This is a genomic window from Streptomyces sp. MAI_2237 (assembly GCF_054189285.1).
On record NZ_JAJPGQ010000001.1, the window covers coordinates 145,642 to 163,870 of the forward strand.

An 18,229-nucleotide genomic window follows, 5' to 3' on the forward strand; every position below is an offset into this window, starting at 1 on the left:
CCGTTACTGCGCGTCAAAGATGCCGAAACGCTGGGTGACATCTGCTAGCAGATGTGACAAACCGGGCGCCGGTGGGTACAACAAGGGGCGGCTACGACGGCGACACATGTCCCGCAACGGGAATCTTTACCGCCGACCGGACGTTGACCGGATGACGACGACAGCGACACCTGTCCTGTGGGCGACAAGCCCGGGAGGCACGATTCATGAGTGAGCGAGCTCTTCGCGGCACGCGCCTCGTGGTGACCAGCTACGAGACGGACCGCGGCATCGACCTGGCCCCGCGCCAGGCCGTGGAGTACGCATGCGAGAAGGGGCACCGCTTCGAGATGCCCTTCTCGGTCGAGGCGGAGATCCCGCCGGAGTGGGAGTGCAAGGTCTGCGGGGCCCAGGCACTCCTCGTTGACGGCGACGGCCCGGAAGAGAAGAAGGCCAAGCCCGCGCGTACCCATTGGGACATGCTGATGGAGCGACGCACCCGAGAGGAACTCGAAGAGGTCCTCGAGGAGCGTCTGGCAGTTCTGCGTTCGGGAGCGATGAACATCGCGATCCATCCGCGGGACAGCCGCAAGTCGGCCTAGTCCCTGCCGGGGTCGGGTAGACACCAACACACACGCAAAAGACGGCGGGCGCCCACGTGATTCACGTGGGCGCCCGCCGTCGTGTGTGTGCGGAGGTCCCCGGGCGGCGTGCCGCCGTCAGCGCGTCAGGGGCGGGCGCGGCTCCCGCGGGGCGTCACCGGGGCGCTCGTCGTCGCGGACGACCTCACCCTGGACGATCTTGCCGTCGGGGCGGTGGATGCGGGCCTGCCGGAAGGCGTCGCCGAAGCCGCCCGGGACCGCCTCGCGCAGCTTGCGGTCGACCGTGCGCTCGGTGAAGCGGCTCACGGCCCTCTGGACGGGCGGGACCAGCAGGAGCAGACCCACCGCGTCCGAGATCAGGCCGGGGATCATCAGCAGCAGGCCGCCCAGCATGAGCAGGCCGTTGCCCCCGCCGCCCTGCGGGGTTCCGCCCCGCTGCACCGCCTCGTTGAGGTTCCGAAAGGCGCGCCGGCCGGCCTTCTTCATCACCGCGCCGCCGAGCACGAACCCGGCGACGAGCAGCAGGAAGACCACGAACCCGCTGGTCGCGCCCGCGATCACGGACAGCAGCCAGATCTCCAGCACCAGCCAGGCCGCGACGCCCAGCGGCAGGAACGTCCGCAGCCGGGAGCGCCGGGGCCGGGCGGGGTAGGTGGGGGTGGATGCGCCAGTCGTCATGCGTCCAGTGTGCCTGCCGACGGCTCAGGACGGGATAAACGGGTGGCCGGCGGGGTCGGGGAGGCCCCGCGGCGGCCGGGTCAGGCCTTCTTGCCGCGGCCCAGGACCTTGTCGACCCGCTCCGTGGCACCCCAGGCCGTGACCCTGAACAGGGCCTCGACAAGGATGTCGCGGCTCATCTTGGAGTCGCCGAGTTCCCGCTCGACGAAGGTGATGGGGACCTCGACGACGTGGTAGCCAGCCTTGACCGCTCGGCGGGCGAGGTCCACCTGGAAGCAGTAGCCCTGCGAGGCGACCTGGTCCAGGCCGAGGCCTTCGAGGGTCTCGCGGCGGAAGGCGCGGTAGCCGCCGGTGATGTCCCTGAGCGGCAGGTCGAGGGCGAGGCGGGAGTACAGGCTGCCGCCGCGGGAGATGAACTCGCGGCTCTTGGGCCAGTTCACCACCCGGCCGCCGGGCACCCAGCGGGAGCCGAGCACCAGGTCGGCGCTCTTCAGGGCGGTCAGGAGGCGGGGCAGTTCCTCGGGCTGGTGGGAGCCGTCGGCGTCCATCTCCACCAGGACGCCGTACCCGTGCTCCAGACCCCAGCGGAAGCCCGCGAGGTAGGCGGCGCCGAGGCCCTCCTTGCCCTTGCGGTGCATGACCTGGACGTGGTCGTCCTCGGCCGCCAGTTCGTCGGCGAGCTTGCCGGTGCCGTCGGGGCTGTTGTCGTCGGCCACGAGGACGTGCGCCTCGGGGACGGCCGCGCGGACCCGGCCGACGATCTTCTTGATGTTCTCCGCCTCGTTGTAGGTCGGAATGATCACCAAGGCCGTGCCGAGCGGGCCGAACTTTTTCCCCCGGTCCGATGCCGCGAGGGTCTCGTCGCCGTCGTTCACTGCTGCCCCTTCATGTCCGTACGCAGAGGTCCACCATAGTGGCCGCGGCCTGCGATGACGGTTCAAGGACGTTCGTATCGTGGTGTCGATTCCGCAAGAGCGGGGTAAGAGCAACCGTTTTACGGGTTTCGCTGCGGATGGGGGCCCGGCGCCCTTCGGGCCGACCTGGGGCCCGCTGGCTGCGGGTCGACCGAAAGCCGTTGTCTACTGAGCGCCGGGCCCCACCCGGGTCGCACCTCCCCTACCGGCCGGAACGTTCCCCCGCAGCGGCGCGGGCGCTGAGCCTGGCTCCCAGTGACGGTGCCCCGGTGCGGCACACCGTCCCTGACCCAGCGGCGCCGCGGGCGAGTGCGCGGAAGTTCCCCGGTCGGGCGTCCGGTGGTGGACTCCGCCGAACCTACCGGCCCCCCGCCTCCGCCTGTCAACAGCCGTTCGACCTGCGGCTCTTCAGACAAATGCCTGATCAGCGGGGCGGAGGCGCAGGTCGCGCCGCAGGCGGGCGGACCACGATCGGCGGTGCGCCGACCCGGGAGATCACTCGCCCGGGCGTACGAAGACCGTGCGGCCGCCCACCACCGTGCGCAGGCAGACGGGCAGGTCGCGGCCGGGGCCGAGGTCGGGCAGGCCGGGGGTGCCGGAGCGGGGGTCGGTGGACCAGCGGGCGACACGGTCGTCGGGCGCCTGGACCACGAGTTCGCCGGTACGCCATACGGCGTAGTCGGCGGGCGCTCCCGGCACCAGGACACCGGCGTCGTCGCGGCCGGTCGCCCGCCAGCCGCCGCGGGTGTGGGCGGTGAAGGCGGCGCGTACGGACACGCGGTGCTCCGGCGTGCGGTGGAAGGCGGCGGCGCGGACGGTGCCCCACGGGTCGAAGGGCGTGACCGGGGTGTCGGAGCCGAAGGCGAGCGGGACGCCGGCGCGCAGCAGGGCGGCGAAGGGGTTGAGGGTCCGGGCGCGCTCCACGCCGAGGCGCTGGGCGTACATGCCGTCGTCGCCGCCCCACAGCGCGTCGAAGGCGGGCTGCACGGAGGCGGTCAGGCCCAGCTCGGCGAAGGCCGCGACGGTCTGCGGTGTGAGCATCTCGGCGTGCTCGACACGGTGCCGGGCGGCGCGGACGCGCGCGAGGCCGACCTTCTCCGAGGCGGCGCGGACGCCCTCGACGACGGTGGTCACGGCGGCGTCGCCGATGGCGTGGAAGCCCGCCTGGAGGCCGGCCTCGGTGCAGGCGACGACGTGGGCGGCGACGGCGTCCGCGTCCAGGTAGGCGGAGCCGGTGTGGTCGACGTCGGTGTACGGCAGGTGCAGGCAGGCGGTGTGCGAGCCCAGGGCGCCGTCGACGAACAGGTCCCCCGCGGCGCCCACCGCGCCGAGCTCACGCGTCTTCTCGACGTCCTGCTCGGCCCAGTAGCCGACGACCCGGGGCCCGGTCTCCTCGGCCGCGAGCCGCAGCAGGCCGGTGAAGTCGTCCTCGGAGGAGATCTGCGGTCCCGCGCACTCGTGCACCGACCCGATACCGAGGGACGCGGCCTGCGCGAGGGCGGCGCGCTGGGCGTCGGTCCGCTGGGCCGGGGTCACGGCCGCGAACGCGGCGGCGCGCACGGCGTGGTGGGCGTCGGCGGTGAGCGGGCCGTCCACCGCGCCCAGTCCGGCCATGTGGAGCAGGGCCGACGTCGCGACCGCCGAGTGGACGTCGATCCGGCTCAGGTACAGGGGGCGGCCGCCCGTGGCCGCGTCCAGTTCGGCGCGGGTCGGCGGCCGGCCGCCGGGCCAGCGGGCGGCGTCCCAGCCGTGCCCGAGCAGGACGCGATCGCCCGGCCGAGCTGCGGCGAAGTCCCGTACGAGGGCGAGGGCCGCGTCCAGGGAGGGGGCGCCGGACAGGTCGAGGCCGGTGAGGGAGAGGCCGGTGGAGGTGGTGTGCACATGGGCGTCGGTGAACGCCGGGGTGACGAGCGCGCCGTCCAGGTCGACGACCTCGTCGACACCGTCCGCGAAGGCGTCGGCGGCGCCCTCGGAGCCGACCCAGGCGACCTGTCCGGCCTCCACGACCATCGCGGTCGCGAAGGGGTCGGCGGGGCTGTGCACCTCGCCTCGGCGGAGCAGGACGGTCTTGGGCCGGTCGGTGCGTTCACTCATGACCGACAGTTTCTCGTGCCGCGATGCCGCGCTCGTACGCGGGTCGGTTCAGATGCGCGGGGGCCGGGCCTCGTAGGGCGTGGACAGCACCACCGTCGTCCGGGTCGAGACTCCGGCCAGGGAACGCAGCCGGGCCAGCAGCTCCTCCAGCTCGTGGGGGGTGGCAACGCGCACCTTGAGGATGTAGTTCTCGTCGCCCGCGACGCTGTGGCACGCCTCGATCTCGGGCACTCCCGCCAGCCGTTCGGCGATGTCGTCGGGTGCGCTGGGGTCGAAGGGCTTGACCGAGATGAACGCGGTCATGGGCAGCCCGACCGCCTCGGGGTCGACGACCGCGGCGTAGCCGCGGATGACGCCCCGCTGTTCCAGCCGCCGCACCCGCTGGTGCACGGCAGACGTGGACAGGCCCGTGGCCTTGCCCAGGTCCGTGTAGCTCATCCGCCCGTCCTTGACGAGCAGCTGAACGATCTGTCGGTCGAGCTCCTCCATGGCGCAAGAACCTACAGGGCGCTTGATCTCCTCCGATACCTCAGCACCCCAGGTCATGCCCGGTTCGTGATGTGGGCGTCCGCCGCGGGCACCTGCGAGCGGCATGTGACGAACGCCACACCCCCCGACGCGTCTGCGTGATGGTCTCGTGATTACCGCCGAGACCGGGCGGGAAGTGCTTGCTGTGGTCGAGGCCGCAGCGCCTTCACGGCCCCAGCCCAAGGGGGAGTTATCCATGCAGAGTCTTAAGCGCCCTGGTCGTACCGCGCCCAAGCGGCTCCAGCCGGTGGTCGAGCCCGAGCCGGAGGGCGTCGAACCCGACGAGTTCGACGACGAGCTCGACGCGTACGACACCTTCGAGATGTACCGGGTGATCTGCCCGGACTGCGCCCAGCCCATCGCGCTGCTGGCCGACGAGGAGGTGCTGCCGGAGCACGCGCTGTGCGCCTCGCCGTGGAACCCGTTCGGCCTCACCGTCTGCACCGGCACCGGCCGCCAGGCCACCGAGGCGCGCTCCGCCGACCAGTCGCCCGAGCCCCAGGAGCAGGACACCGCACTGCTGTTGACGCTCCCTCAGGGACTCGACTGGCGTACGCAGCCCTTCTCGCACGTCGGCGGCCCGGGCTCGCGCCCGATGCGCGTGCCGGTGATGCGCCGTCAGGCCGCCTGAGCCCGCTCAGTACCGGTAACTGCCCTGCACCATGGCGCGCAGACTGCCGTGGTGCAGGATCAGTGTGTCCGGGTCCGCGGGGACCACGGCCTCGCCGAAGTGCACCCGCCGGTAGGCGACGCGCAGCATGACGATCGCGTGCCGCAGAGCCGCGTACAGGGTGTAGAAGTCCATGTCGCGCGGTGTGTGGCCGGTGAGTTCGGCGTAGCGGGCCTCGACACGGTCGCGGCGCAGGAAGTCGGGCAGGCCCCGCCGGCCGAAGGAGACCGTCAGGTCCTGGAAGAAGCGGTGCAGGTAGACGGTCCAGCCGAGGTCGACCTCGCGCGGGGCCAGGGCCGCCATCTCCCAGTCCAGGACGGCGACGGGCTCGAACCCGTCGTAGACGACGTTTCCGATGCGTGCGTCGCCCCAGTTGAGGACCGGTGTGCCCGGATCGGCGGGCCAGGTCCGCGTGAGCCGGTCGAAGGCCGCCTCGATGAGGGGTGAGCGGGGGAGTCCGTCGACGACCCAGCCGTAGTAGGCGCGTTGGGCGTCGACATGGCGGCGCAGCGCGTCGCCCTCGCCCGGGAGTGCGAGGAACTCGGCCCGTTCTGGCGGTACTTGGTCGTGGAGTCGGGCGAGCAGTCCGATCGAGGCGGCCTCCAGGTGCTCGCGCTCGGCGTCGCTCGCCGCGTGCAGCCAGTTGCCCTCGTAGGTGTACGGCATGACGTCCGGCGGCACCCGTCCCGCCACCCGCTCCATGACGAAGAACGGCGCGCCGAGCGGTGCTCGGTCCTCCTCCAGCCACAGCACCCTCGGCACTGGCAGGTCGGTGTGCCGCGCGACCAGGCGCATGGTGCGGTACTGGCGCGGCATGTCGTACACCGGGAAGACGGTGTACGCCGCGGGATCGGCCGCCAGCCTCAACACGCAGGCGCGCAGCGGGGGTTCGGGGTGCTCGATGTCGAAGAGCAGGGTCTCGCTGGACATGCCGTTGGACTCGGGGACGCCGACGCCGGTCGCCTTCGCGCCGGGCAGGCGGGTGCCGAGCCAGGCGGTGAGGCGGCGGGCGATGTCCTCGGGGTCGCGGGTGGTGGTGCGGGGGCGGGGCGCGGTGGGTGCCATGTCACATACCGCCTAGGGTGCGACCGATGTGAAGTCCGTGAAGCCGCTCGGGTCGTGCCGCCCGAACGAGCCGTGCTCGAAGATGCCGTGTCCCACCCGCCCGTCCAGGCGGAAGCGTGCCGCATGGTCGGTGACCCCGTAGGCGGCGAGCGGATGGGCCGCCGTCAGGTCGTAGGTGCGCCGGTCGGTCCAGCCCCTGCCGCGCCAGGTGCCGTGCTGCCAGTCGTCGGCGGGCGGGTAGCCGGCGCCGACGGCAAGCGGGGAGGAGGTGAGGATCTCCACCTCCAGCTCCTGAGGCTTGCGCAGGTCGCCGAGGTGGACGAGGGCGCGCTCCGGGTGACGGGTGCCCGGGCGGTAGGTGATCTCGGGCTGGGGCCAGCCCAGTTGACGGTCCCGGTGACCGGGGCGGACGAGGGTGGCCTCGTTGAGGGTGCGGTAGCCGTCGGCGTCCTCCTGCACGATCACCATCAGGAACCGGTCCTCGAAGCGGACCGGACACCACAGCCAGTGGAAGCCCTCGGTGGGGTGCTCCTCGGCGAGCCGGCCGCCCTCCTCCCCCGGCAGGGGCCGTACGCCCCAGCTGCGGTCGCGGGTGCCCGTCCAGCCGCCGGCCGTGACGCGGAACTCCTCCCCGGCGGCCCGGACGACGCCCTCCACGCTCCCCGCCTGCACGAAGCGGCGCCCTTCCAGGGTGAGCCGGTCGCCGCGGCGCTGGAGGTGGTGGGGCTCCCACAGCGCGGGGAAGCAGGCGGTCCACAGGAGGTCGTACGACAACGACTCGTCGTCGCAGCGCAGCCGGATCCGGCGCAGCGGCTCCTCCACCTCGATGCGCAGCGGGCCCACCGCGAGCCGCATGCGGTCCTCGCCGAGCGCGTCCGACGCCCGGGCGGCGTGCAGGGTGTCGCCCGTGCGCAGGGTCGCGTAGGCGTCGATGACGCCGACGTTCGGGTACACGCCGAGACCGGCGATCAGCAGCGCCCGTCCCTCGTGGTCGAGGACGTGGAAGATGCACCGGTCGTAGGCGTTGCGGTCGCCGGTCGCGACGTGCCTCATGGACAGGGCGACCTGGTGCACGGGGTACTCGTCGAGCGGTACGGGACGCTCGTCGGCCATGCCACACCTCCCTGGGAGACGGCTTGGCTGACGGTACGTCAGGTGGCGTCGGCCCACCAGATCCGCGGGCGGACGACCGTGAACTCACGGTCGATTCCGCGGACGGGTGACTTGTGCCATTGCCTTTCCGTTGCCTTGGTATGACCTCGACCTACGCAGCAGCCCAGCGGCAGCGCCGGGTGTTCGTGTCTCCGCCCACAGGAACGGTTCCGCGTCCGCCGGCACCGCCCCAGGACCCGCCCATCTACCGTGATCTGCTGCGCGCCTGGGCCGACCGGGGCCGCACCCTGCCCGGGCGCCACGACCCGGAGTGGGCCCGGCTCGCGGCGCCGCAGGTCAGAGCGGGCGAGTTCAGCGGGTTTCCGGACCCGTGAGGTGACGGGCGATGACCATCCGCTGGATCTGGTTGGTGCCCTCGACGATCTGCAGGACCTTGGCCTCGCGCATGTAGCGCTCGGCCGGGAAGTCGGCGGTGTAGCCGTAGCCGCCGAGGATCTGCACGGCGTCCGTGGTGACCTTCATGGCGGTGTCGGTGCAGTGCAGCTTGGCCATCGCCGCCTCCTTGGCGAACGGCCGTCCGGCGTCACGCAGTCGCGCCGCCGTCAGATACAGCGCCCGGCCCGCCTCGATCTGGGTCGCCATGTCGGCGATCATGAAGCGCAGGCCCTGGAAGTCGGCGATCGGCCGTCCGAACTGCCGCCGGTCGGTGGCGTACGTGACCGCTTCGTCGAGCGCGGCCTGGGCCAGGCCGATCGCACAGGCGGCGATGCCGAGCCGGCCGGAGTCGAGCGAGGCCAGGGCGATCGCGAAGCCCTGGCCCTCCTCCCCGATGCGCCGCTCGTCGGGCACCCGCACCCCGTCGAAGTGGACCTGGGCGGTCGGTGAGCCCTTCATGCCCATCTTCTTCTCGGGCACGGCGCCGCTGAGGCCCTCGGCGTCACCGGGGACGAGGAACACGCTGATCCCGCGCGAGCCCTCCTCGCCCGTGCGGGCCATGACCGTGTAGAAGTCGGCGATCCCGCCGTGCGTGATCCAGGCCTTGGTGCCGGTGATCACCCAGTGGTCGCCGTCCCGCACCGCCTTCGTCCGCAGAGAGGCCGCGTCGGAGCCGGAGGACGGCTCCGAGAGGCAGTACGCCCCCAGCAGGCCCCCGCCGAGCATCGCGGGCAGGTACTCGATCTGCTGCTGCTTGGAGCCGTAGGCGGCGAGCGCGTAGCAGGCCAGGGTGTGGACGCTGACCCCGAGACCCACGGTGAGGCGGGCCGCGGCGAGCTCCTCGAGCACCTGGAGATAGACCTCGTAGGGCTGGTCGCCCCCGCCGCACTCGGAGTCGTAGGGCAGACCGAGCAGTCCCGCCTTGGACAGCAGCGTGAAGACCTCGCGCGGGAAGCGTCCCGCGTCCTCCTCCTCGGCCGCCTTCGGAGCGATCTCCCGCTGGGCGATGTCGCGGACGAGCGAGATCAGATCCCGGGCCTCGTCCGTGGGCAGTTGACGGTCCACCGGCTGCGCGGCGCGATCGAGCATGGCGACGCTCTCCTCCCTCTTTCGGGCACATCGGCGGACGTGCGCCTTGGGTGGGGGCGGCCGCCGGGTCTTCCACGGGCCCAGCCGACGCTCGCCCTCCCGGGTCTCGGAAGCTGCTGACCAGCGGCTGTGCGCTGTGAGTATGCCCGATCGGGGCCATCCCGTCATCAGTTAACGACCGCTTACTTCAAGAATATCCGAAGCGGCTCGCGACGCGTTCCGGCCGGCGCCTCATTGGTCCGCACCATTGACCCGACTGGTCTAGTCCTCTTAGGGTTCACGACCAACGCTTTACCGCGTTCATGCCAATCGGCGCGCGTTCCCCTCTCCCCCACGAGGAGACACCCGATGCACTTCCCCCACCGTGCCCGCCTCCGGGCACTGCTGTCCGCCGCCTGCTGTGCCGCTCACGGCGCCGGGCTGCCGGCCGGCGCGAGCACGGCCACCGCGGAGCCCTCGGCCCGGGAGGCGGCCGATTCCAAGGCCGTCGGCCACTTCACCGAATGGGGCACCTACGACCGCAAGTACCACGACTGGGCGTTCCGGCCGCCAAGCTGCTGCTCGGCATCGGCTTCTACGGCCGCGTCTGGACGGGCGTGAACCGGGCGGCACCGGGCGGCACGGCGACCGGCCCGGCGGCGGGCAGCTACGAGCAGGGCATCGAGGACCACAAGGTCCTCAAGTCCAAGTGCCCGGCGAACGGCACGGTGGGCGGCACCGCCTACGCCAAGTGCGGCAGCAACTGGTGGAGTTACGACACGCCCTCGACCATCGCGACGAAGATGACGTACAAGAACCAGCAGGGGCTCGGCGGCACGTTCTTCTGGGAGCTGAGCGGGGACACGGCGAACGGTGAGCTGATCAAGGCCATCGACTGACCCTGTTTCCAGGGCATGTGGGGCGAGGGCGCGGGTCTGGTCCCGGGTGCCTCGCCTCAGGCGTCGCGGCGGGCCGGGGCCGGGGCCGGGTAGGCCGGGTCGAGTTCCTCGATGGCGCGCATCGAGCCGCCGAGGTTCTTGACCAGCAGTTCGCGCATCTGGTCGCGGGTGAGCGAGGGGCGGTCGATCCAGTCGAGGACGGCGCCCTCGACGCCGCACACCCAGCTGAACAGGCCCATGCGGGCGAGCGGGGAGATGTCGGTACGGCCGTAGGCCCCGTCGGCGATGGTGGCCACGATCGCCTCGCGCACCCCGTCCCGGATGGCCTGCACCTCGGCGTCGAAGCCGACGCCGCCGCTGACGATCGTGCGGTAGGCGGCCTGGTTGTGCTCGGCCCAGCGCAGATAGCTCTCCATGGTGCGGTGGACCCGGTCCAGCTGCTCCAGTTCGACGCCGCTCGCCGCGAAGCTGACGAGGTCGGCGACCGAGTCGTGGATGATCGCCAGGTAGTAGCCGCGCTTGGACTGGAAGTAGTAGTAGATCAGCCCCTTGGCGACACGCGCCTGCTTGGCTATGTCGTCCATGGACAGCGCGTCGTAGGAGGTGTCGGCGAACAACTTCCGCCCGATGGCGATGAGTTCGGCGCGTCGCGCCAGCGAGCGTTCGGTGCCGCGCGCTCGGGGACGGGCGCCGTCGCGCTGTTCGCTGATCTTCAATTTCGACCCTGGTCTCGGGCGGGGTGGCGGGACATCCGCAGTATGTCAGAACAACAACGACCACTCGTTCGACTCTGATCGACAAGCGGGCGCGAAGCGGACGCAGGCCTTCCCCCGCCGGATCACAGCAGGCCGAGCTGGGTGACGAGCATGGCGACGACCATGACCAGGGTCCAGCCCATGACGTGCTCGAGGACCTTCGAGCCGTCGTTTTCGGGACCGCCGGTGCGGGTGCGGACGGCGGTGGCGGAGTGTGCGGTCATGGTGTCTCACTGAGGTCGGACGGGTGCGGTGGACTCCCCCCACTCTTCTGTCCACCTTGCCACCCCGAGCGGCTTTCGCGGCAGAGACGTCGGTCACAGCGTGAAGGCCCCGTTTCGTCCGGGGCCTTCACGCTCGCACCGTGCCGTCAGCGCACGCCGACCGCGGCCAGCGCCCTGCGCATGCGAATGCCGAGCCGTGCGGGGAAGTACAGGTAGCAGACGCCGCCGCTGCCCGAGACGACCTTGCCGGAGGCGTTGTACCGCTTGGTGCGCAGCCAGATGTTCTCGAACTCGCGCCGCTGGTACACCCGCCGCACCGCCTCGTCGTCCGGCGAGAACGGGTCGTTGGCGATCACGTCGCCGTCGGCGGTGAAGCCGATGACGGTCATGAGGTGCCCCGCGGTGCCGTAACCCGCCCCGGTCAGCTCCCCCTTGAGGAACGACTGGGACGTGATGGCCGGGATGCCGGCGGCGATCAGCGTCTCCAGGTCGGTGAGCGAGCCGAGCCGGGTGACGACGCCCTGCAGCCCCTTGTACGTGGCCGCGTAGGCGGCGTTGAACGGCCAGTTGCCGCAGCCCTCGTACTGGTAGTCGTAGGTGTAGCGGGCCGCGTGGTCGACCTGCGGGTCGGCGTAGGACGGGTCCACCCAGGACAGCTGCTCGGGGGTGAGTCGGCCGCCCCAGTACTCGATGATCATCTGCGAGGAGGTGGGGCTGCACCACGCCTCGCCGCCGTTGTCGTACTCGGGGTACTGGCCCTTGTGGATCTCCTGCGAGTACCGCGGGACGATCAGTTCCTTGGCCGGGCCGGGGGTGGAGGCCGGGACGGTGAAGCGGTCGGGGACGTCGGAGCCCATCGCGCCGAGCCGCCACACGGTGGGGGTGAGGTCGGTGCCGGGCCTGCGGTAGAGGGTGAGGCGGAGGCGGTAGGCGACCAGGCGCAGGCCGGTGGTGGCGTCGTCGACGGCGAAGGTGTCGGTCCAGATGCTGCTCCTGCCGTCGCTCTGGCCGTCGACCGAGGTCCGCCGGATGTCCTCGTCGCCCGCCGCCCAGCGGCCCATCACGTACCAGGGGGTCTCGGTGCCGTCCGAGTACGTGCCGTGCAGTTCGACCTGGAGCCAGGTGCCGGCCGGGGTGTGCGCGTTCCAGGAGGCGATCGCCTCGGTGGCCGGCACCCGCAGCCGGTGCACCGGGGAGGTCCAGGTCGCGTACTCCCAGGAGGCGGTCCTGCCGGTGTGCGGGTCGGTGTAGTCCACCGTGCCGGCCGGGTGCACGAGGACGACGCCGGGACGGACCCCGGCGACGGCACGGGCGCCTTGCGCGCTGCCGGCGCGCCAGTCGGTGTACGAGGTCCAGGCACGGTAGTCCACCGTGCGGGCGGGCTCCTCGGCGGTGTCCGCCGCGTCGGCCACGCCCTGGGTGACCGAGGGGCCGACCACCGCTGCGGCGACCGCCGCGGCGAGAACGGTTCGGCGGGACGGCTGTTCGGCTCTGCTCATGGGTGGGATGACCCCCAGGTGTCCGAGTCGGGGCAGGTCCGATGGCACAGCGGTACAGCACTTTTGACATGCACCGTTGTGCGCCCACTATGGCCGCCGACCGGCCCCGCAGCCAGCACTTCGGGCCGTGCCGCGCGCACCAATATTGGTCTGCACCACTGGCGTCACCTGCCAGGACGCGGCCGGGGCCGGACTAGACTGGCCCCGAGGACCACACCCCTCCCCCGAGTCAAGGAACGACGATTCAGCACCTCGCCTCCCGGCTCCGCCGGCTGCCCCCGTCCTGCGGCCCGGTCCGTCTGGTCGGCGTCGACGGACACGCCGGGTCGGGGAAGACCACGTTCGCCGGGCAGTTGGCCCGGGCGCTCGACGACGCCCCGGTGCTGCACCTCGACGACATCGCCACCCACGACCAGCTGTTCGCGTGGACCGACCGCCTCCGGGCCGAGGTGATCGACCCGTTCCGGCGCGGCGAGACCGCCCACTACGCCCCCTACGACTGGCGGGCCCGCCGCCTCACCGCTCCCCGGGCCCTGCCGCCGGCCCCCGTGATCCTCGTCGAGGGCGTCGGCGCGGGCCGCAGCGCCCTGCGCCCGCACCTCGCCCAGCTGCTGTGGATGGAGTTGCCGCACGAGGAGTCCTGGAATCGCGGGCGCCTGCGGGACGGGGAGGAGCAGCGGGAGTTCTGGGCCGCGTGGGTCCGCGCGGAACGGCGACACTTCGCCGAGGATCCCTCGCGCCCCTTCGCCGACCTGCTGGTACGGCAGGGCGAGAAGGGATATGTGGTGCTGCCGGGACCCGCGCACACACTTGGACCGGACCAAGCGAACACACACAGTGACGGACCATCGGCGGTGTGCTGAACTTGTGAAGATCGGCTCTCGCGAACTTCCCGGAGGGCCTCAACTCGGCTTGACCGAGGGGCCGTACAGGTCTTACGTTTCCAATGTGCGGTCAAGCGTGGCCGCCCACGCACGCGAAGCCCCCGGTTGTTCCCCCGTGATCGGGGGCTTCGTTCTGCCTTCAGCCGCCCATCCGGACGCTGTGCGAGGCGTTTTGCTCACCCTCGGTCACCGTCCGATCCGGGGCTCATCCGCTCCCACCTCGTCAAACGTCCTGTGCGGCACTCTTCGACGGGCGACACAGCGCAGGTACGATGCCCTCGGTGCGACCTAGGACGACGGCTGCGCGCACCGCAACTCCGGTCCGCGGTACGGCGGTTCGATCAAGGAGGCCACCGGGTGACCGCCCGGCGGCCAACCGACGGGGGCACGGTTTGTGGGGGACGTGATGGACTTCGGCACGCAGGGCCCCGAGGCCCCGGCCGACCTCGCCTGGCTGCGAGGCGTGGACGCCTACACGATGGGCGCCTATCCACAGGCGGAGGAGGAGTTCCGGGCCGCGGTGCGGATGGACCCCGGGATGGCCGACGGCTGGCTCGGGCTGCACGCGCTGCGCGTCGACACGACGACCGCGCTGCTCAGGATGTTCCGCCACCGGGACCGCTTCGGGGAACAACGCGCCCGGCACCGCCGCGCCCTCAACTCCTGGTACTGGCTGGGCTGGTGGGTGCAGCCGGTGCTGGAGAGCCCGCGCGACCTGCTGCTCGCCCACGCCTCGCACTGGCTGGACGGCCGCCACGTGCCGGAGCTGGATCGGGCGCTGGCCGGGCTGCCGCCCGTCGACACCGACCACCAGGTCCGCTTCCTGCACGCCTGCCGCGCCTATCTGGTCAAGGACTGGGAGCAACTCGTCCGGCACACCGACCCGTTGATCGACGACCCGCTGCTGGGCATCGAGGCGGGCCTGTTCGGCGGGATGGCCCGGGTCCGGCTGGAGATGTACCGCCAGGCCGAACCCCTGCTGGCGGCCGCCCTGATGCGCTGCCGCAGCGAACAGCCACAGCGCAAGGAGCTGCGCTACTGGCTGGCCCGCGCCCACGAGGGGACGGGCCGCTCCGCCGCCGCGCTCCCCCTGTACCGGGCGGTGCACCGCGTCGACCCCGCCTTCATGGACACCTCGGCCCGGCTCGCCGCGATCGCCGAGGGCGACGGCTACGACGACTCCGCCGATCTGGCGGCGATCGCGCTGTCCGGCGGCCAGGACGTGCTGGAGGGTCCCGACGGGTTCGACCCGCTCTTCGGCTCCGACGGCCGGGAGCTCAGGTTCCCCGAGCCCGACCTGCCGCCGGCCGGGTCACTGCCGTCCACGATCGATCCGCTGGTGCGGGAGAAGACCGTCCCGGGCACGCCGCTGCCCGCCGGTCCCACCGACCCCGCGCTGCTGGAGGAGGCGCTCGCCGAGCTCGAGCGCATGGTGGGCCTGGAACCCGTCAAGCGCCAGGTCAAGGCGCTGTCCGCGCAGCTCAACATGGCGCGGCTGCGGGCGGGCCAGGGGCTGCCGGTCCAGCCGCCCAAGCGGCATTTCGTCTTCTCCGGCCCCTCCGGCACCGGCAAGACCACGGTGGCCCGCATCCTGGGCCGCGTCTTCTACGCCCTCGGGCTGCTCGGCGGCGACCACCTGGTGGAGGCCCAGCGCGCCGACCTGGTGGGCGAGTACCTGGGCCAGACGGCCGTGAAGGCCAACGAGCTGATCGACTCCGCCATCGGCGGCGTGCTCTTCGTCGACGAGGCCTACTCGCTCTCCAACTCCGGTTACGGCAAGGGCGACGCGTACGGCGACGAGGCACTGCAGGTCCTGCTGAAGCGGGCCGAGGACAACCGGGACCACCTGGTGGTGATCCTGGCCGGCTACCCGGAGGGCATGGACCGCCTGCTGGCCGCCAACCCCGGACTGTCGTCCCGCTTCACCACCCGCGTCGACTTCCCGTCCTACCGGCCCCTCGAACTGACCTCCATCGGCGAGGTGCTGGCCGCCGAGAACGGTGACGTGTGGGACGAGGAGGCGCTGGACGAGCTGCGCTCGATCGCCGGGCACGTCGTGGACCAGGGGTGGATCGACGAGCTGGGCAACGGACGGTTCCTGCGGACGCTGTACGAGAAGAGCTGCGCGTACCGCGACCTGCGGCTGTCGACGTATCCGGGCGTCCTGTCCCGTGACGACTTGTCGACACTGCGGCTGCCGGACCTGATGCAGGCGTACGGCGAGGTGCTGTCCGGGCGGGGCCCGCAGGACTCTTCGGGGACGTAGGCGCGGGTGCGTTGCGGCTCGTCCCGAGTGCGGGTGCGGGTGCCACGTGGCTCGTCGCGGAGTCCCCGCGCCCCTCTCGAGGCGCGGGGACTCCGCGTCAGCCGGGCAGTGCCGCTTCTTCCTTCGGCTCGGCCAGTCTCGGGGCGGGCGGCACCTCCCGGTGCGCCGGGTCCGTCACCTCGCCGACCAGCAGCTCCAGGACGTCCTCCAGCGCCACCAGGCCCAGCACCTTGCCGGACCCGTCGGCCACCTGCGCCAGATGGGTGGCCGCGCGGCGCATGACCGTCAGGGCGTCGTCCAGCGGGAGGTCGGAGCGCAGGGTCGTCATCGGCCGCCACAGCTGCTGCGGCACGGCCCGCTCGGAGTCCTCCAGGTCGAGTACGTCCTTCACGTGCAGGTAGCCCATGAAGGCGCCGTTGACCGCGGCGACCGGGAAACGGGAGTACCCGGTGCGGGCGGTCAGCTCGACGATCCGCCCCGGGGTGACCGACGGCGGGACCGTCACCAGCGACTCGCGCTTCAGGAGCACGTCCGTCACCGGGCGGGAGCCCAGCTCGAGGGCGTCCTCCAGACGTTCCTGCTCCTCGGGGTCGAGGAGGCCGGCCTGACCGGCGTCCTCCACCAGCCGGTTGAGCTGCTCGCTGGTGAAGACGGACTCCACCTCGTCCTTCGGCTCGACGCGGAAGAGCCGCAGGATGCCCTGGGCGCAGGCGCCGAGGGCGACGGTGATCGGCTTGCAGAGGCGGGCGAAGTAGACCAGGCCGGGGCTCAGCCACAGCGCGGCCTTCTCCGGGGCGGCCATGGCCAGGTTCTTCGGGACCATCTCGCCGATGACCAGGTGGAAGAAGACCACCGCGGCGAGCGCGATGACATAGCCCAGCGGGTGGATCATGCCCTCCGGCAGGTGGATCCACTCGAAGACCGGTTCTAGCAGGTGGGCCACCGTCGGTTCGGCGACGGCGCCCAGCGTCAGCGAGCAGACCGTGATGCCGAACTGGGCCGCCGCCATCATCTGGGGCAGCCGCTCCAGGCCGTAGAGGACCTGGCGGGCCCGCGCCGTGCCGAGCGGTTCGATCTGGCTGCGGCGGACCGAGACCAGGGCGAACTCGGCGCCGACGAAGAAGCCGTTGGCGAGCACGAGCAGTGCGGCGAACAGGAGTTGGAGCACGCTCATCGGGCGACCTCCACGACCGGCCCGGTGCGCACCAGGCGGACCCGCTCGGCGCGGTAGTGGCCGACGCGGCGCACGGTCAGCCGCCAGCCGGGCAGCTCCGCCCGGTCGCCGGCGGCCGGGATGCGCCCGAGCAGGTCGGCGACGAGTCCGGCGACGGTCTCGTAGGGACCCTCGGGCACGTCCAGGCCTATGCGCTGCAGGATGTCGACCCGGCAGCTGCCGTCGGCGTCCCAGGCGGGCTTGCCGTCCTCCGGCGGGGCGGCCGCGAGCTCGGGCACGTCCTGGCCGTCGTGCTCGTCGCGGACCTCGCCGACGATCTCCTCGACGATGTCCTCCAGCGTCACCACGCCCGCCGTGCCGCCGTACTCGTCGACGACGACGGCGATGGGCTGCTCGCTGCGCAGCTGGGCCAGCAGCGGCTGGACCGGCAGGGTCTCGGGGACCAGCAGGGCCGGGCGGGCGATGCGGACCACGGGGGTGCGCAGCCGCTCGTGCACGGGGACCGCGAGCGCGTCCTTCAGGTGGACCATGCCGACGACCTCGTCGATCTTCTCCTTGTAGACGGGGAAGCGGGACAGGCCGGTGGCGCGGGTGAGGTTGACCACGTCCTCGGCGGTCGCCGAGGACTGCAGCGCGCTGACCTTCACGCGCGGGGTCATGACGTGCTGGGCGGTCAGCTCGGCGAGCGACAGCGTCCGGACGAAGAGGTCGGCGGTGTCCTGCTCCAGGGCGCCGGCCTGCGCGGAGTGCCGGGCCAGGGAGACCAGTTCGCCGGGGGTGCGGGCGGAGGCCAGCCCCTCGGCGGGCTCGACGCCCAGGGCGCGCACCAGGCGGTTGGCGACCGTGTTCAGCGCGGCGATGACCGGGCGGAACAGGCGGGCGAAGACGTGCTGCGGGCCGGCCACGAAACGGGCGACCTGCATGGGCCTGGACACCGCCCAGTTCTTGGGCACGAGTTCGCCGATCACCATCTGCACGGCCGAGGCCAGCAGCATCCCGACGACGACCGCGATGCCCGAGACCGCTCCGGCGGGGATGCCGACGGCCGTGAACGGGCCGTGCAGCAGTCGGGCCAGCGCCGGTTCGGCGAGCATGCCGACGACGAGGGAGGTGATGGTGATGCCGAGCTGGGTGCCGGAGAGCTGGAAGGAGAGTTCCTTCAGCGACTCGGCGACCCTGCGGGCGCGCTTGTCGCCCTCGGCGGCGGCCTTCTCGGCGTCCGTCGACTCGACCGTGACCAGGCCGAACTCGGCGGCCACGAAGAAGCCGTTCGCGAGGATCAGCAGGAACGCCGCTCCGAGGAGCAGCAGGGGGGTGGTCATGATGCCGCCACCTCGGTATGTCGGGAGGGGGCGGCGCAGGTACTACAGGACGATCCGTCC

Annotated in this window: 17 protein-coding genes and 1 pseudogene; 6 read left to right on the forward strand and 12 right to left on the reverse strand. The window is 72.0% G+C overall.

Annotated elements, in window-relative coordinates; all coding sequences use genetic code 11:
* The first annotated feature begins 206 nt into the window (after positions 1-206).
* Positions 207-581 carry an RNA polymerase-binding protein RbpA gene (locus LN251_RS00655; protein ID WP_010046329.1) on the forward strand — a complete coding sequence of 125 codons (375 nt, stop codon included), beginning with the start codon at positions 207-209 and terminating at the stop codon, positions 579-581.
* A gap of 117 nt (positions 582-698) precedes the next feature.
* Here the strand turns inward: LN251_RS00655 and fxsA are convergent, their stop codons facing one another.
* The 4 genes from fxsA to LN251_RS00675 all read right to left on the reverse strand — a co-directional run bounded on the left by fxsA (position 699) and on the right by LN251_RS00675 (position 4,756).
* Positions 699-1,259: an FxsA family membrane protein gene (gene fxsA / locus LN251_RS00660; protein WP_458242623.1), complete on the reverse strand. Its 561-nt coding sequence runs from the start codon at positions 1,257-1,259 to the stop codon at positions 699-701.
* A gap of 80 nt (positions 1,260-1,339) precedes the next feature.
* Entirely contained in the window at positions 1,340-2,134 is a 795-nt protein-coding gene (locus tag LN251_RS00665) for a polyprenol monophosphomannose synthase (protein ID WP_458242624.1), read from the reverse strand.
* A gap of 534 nt (positions 2,135-2,668) precedes the next feature.
* Complete coding sequence (locus LN251_RS00670) at positions 2,669-4,267, reverse strand: amidohydrolase (RefSeq protein ID WP_458242625.1); 1,599 nt, start codon at positions 4,265-4,267, stop codon at positions 2,669-2,671.
* A 48-nt stretch (positions 4,268-4,315) separates the two neighbouring features.
* On the reverse strand, positions 4,316-4,756 hold the full coding sequence (locus LN251_RS00675; RefSeq protein ID WP_030677853.1) for an Lrp/AsnC family transcriptional regulator: 441 nt from the start codon (positions 4,754-4,756) through the stop codon (positions 4,316-4,318).
* Positions 4,757-4,991: 235 nt separating this feature from the next.
* Between LN251_RS00675 and LN251_RS00680 the strand changes: the two genes are divergently transcribed.
* The gene (locus LN251_RS00680) at positions 4,992-5,426 is read left to right on the forward strand and encodes a hypothetical protein (RefSeq protein WP_458242626.1); all 435 of its coding nucleotides are present in this window, start codon (positions 4,992-4,994) and stop codon (positions 5,424-5,426) included.
* Between the two features lie 6 nt (positions 5,427-5,432).
* Here the strand turns inward: LN251_RS00680 and LN251_RS00685 are convergent, their stop codons facing one another.
* Together LN251_RS00685 and LN251_RS00690 are read right to left on the reverse strand one after the other, a co-directional pair.
* On the reverse strand, positions 5,433-6,530 hold the full coding sequence (locus tag LN251_RS00685; RefSeq protein ID WP_458242627.1) for a phosphotransferase family protein: 1,098 nt from the start codon (positions 6,528-6,530) through the stop codon (positions 5,433-5,435).
* Between the two features lie 12 nt (positions 6,531-6,542).
* Positions 6,543-7,643, reverse strand: a complete 1,101-nt coding sequence (locus tag LN251_RS00690; RefSeq protein ID WP_458242628.1) for a hypothetical protein — start codon at positions 7,641-7,643, stop codon at positions 6,543-6,545.
* A gap of 140 nt (positions 7,644-7,783) precedes the next feature.
* Between LN251_RS00690 and LN251_RS00695 the strand changes: the two genes are divergently transcribed.
* A complete protein-coding gene (locus LN251_RS00695; protein WP_458242629.1) occupies positions 7,784-8,017 on the forward strand; it encodes a hypothetical protein in 234 nt (77 codons plus the stop codon).
* Here LN251_RS00695 and LN251_RS00700 read toward each other — a convergent pair.
* On the reverse strand, positions 7,995-9,167 hold the full coding sequence (locus LN251_RS00700) for an acyl-CoA dehydrogenase (protein WP_458242630.1): 1,173 nt from the start codon (positions 9,165-9,167) through the stop codon (positions 7,995-7,997). The genes LN251_RS00695 and LN251_RS00700 overlap by 23 nt on opposite strands.
* Positions 9,168-9,700: 533 nt before the next feature.
* Between LN251_RS00700 and LN251_RS00705 the strand changes: the two are divergent.
* Positions 9,701-10,045, forward strand: a pseudogene (locus LN251_RS00705) (glycosyl hydrolase family 18 protein); the annotation flags it as partial.
* Positions 10,046-10,101: 56 nt separating this feature from the next.
* Here the strand turns inward: LN251_RS00705 and LN251_RS00710 are convergent.
* The 3 genes from LN251_RS00710 to LN251_RS00720 all read right to left on the reverse strand — a co-directional run bounded on the left by LN251_RS00710 (position 10,102) and on the right by LN251_RS00720 (position 12,523).
* Complete coding sequence (locus tag LN251_RS00710; protein ID WP_458242631.1) at positions 10,102-10,761, reverse strand: TetR/AcrR family transcriptional regulator; 660 nt, start codon at positions 10,759-10,761, stop codon at positions 10,102-10,104.
* Between the two features lie 122 nt (positions 10,762-10,883).
* Positions 10,884-11,024 (reverse strand): SCO1431 family membrane protein, encoded by a 141-nt coding sequence (locus tag LN251_RS00715; protein ID WP_458242632.1) that lies wholly within the window; start codon positions 11,022-11,024, stop codon positions 10,884-10,886.
* A gap of 146 nt (positions 11,025-11,170) precedes the next feature.
* Positions 11,171-12,523 (reverse strand): peptidase C39 family protein, encoded by a 1,353-nt coding sequence (locus LN251_RS00720; RefSeq protein WP_458242633.1) that lies wholly within the window; start codon positions 12,521-12,523, stop codon positions 11,171-11,173.
* A 242-nt stretch (positions 12,524-12,765) separates the two neighbouring features.
* Here LN251_RS00720 and LN251_RS00725 point away from each other — a divergent pair, with 242 nt between their 5' ends.
* Together LN251_RS00725 and LN251_RS00730 are read left to right on the forward strand one after the other, a co-directional pair.
* Positions 12,766-13,386 carry a uridine kinase family protein gene (locus LN251_RS00725; RefSeq protein ID WP_458243237.1) on the forward strand — a complete coding sequence of 207 codons (621 nt, stop codon included), beginning with the start codon at positions 12,766-12,768 and terminating at the stop codon, positions 13,384-13,386.
* Positions 13,387-13,813: 427 nt separating this feature from the next.
* Complete coding sequence (locus tag LN251_RS00730) at positions 13,814-15,673, forward strand: AAA family ATPase (RefSeq protein ID WP_458242634.1); 1,860 nt, start codon at positions 13,814-13,816, stop codon at positions 15,671-15,673.
* Positions 15,674-15,770: 97 nt separating this feature from the next.
* Here the strand turns inward: LN251_RS00730 and LN251_RS00735 are convergent, their stop codons facing one another.
* A complete protein-coding gene (locus LN251_RS00735; protein ID WP_458242635.1) occupies positions 15,771-16,847 on the reverse strand; it encodes a hemolysin family protein in 1,077 nt (358 codons plus the stop codon).
* Complete coding sequence (locus tag LN251_RS00740) at positions 16,844-18,169, reverse strand: hemolysin family protein (protein ID WP_458242636.1); 1,326 nt, start codon at positions 18,167-18,169, stop codon at positions 16,844-16,846. The genes LN251_RS00735 and LN251_RS00740 overlap by 4 nt, the downstream gene beginning before the upstream one ends.
* Positions 18,170-18,229: the final 60 nt, after the last annotated feature.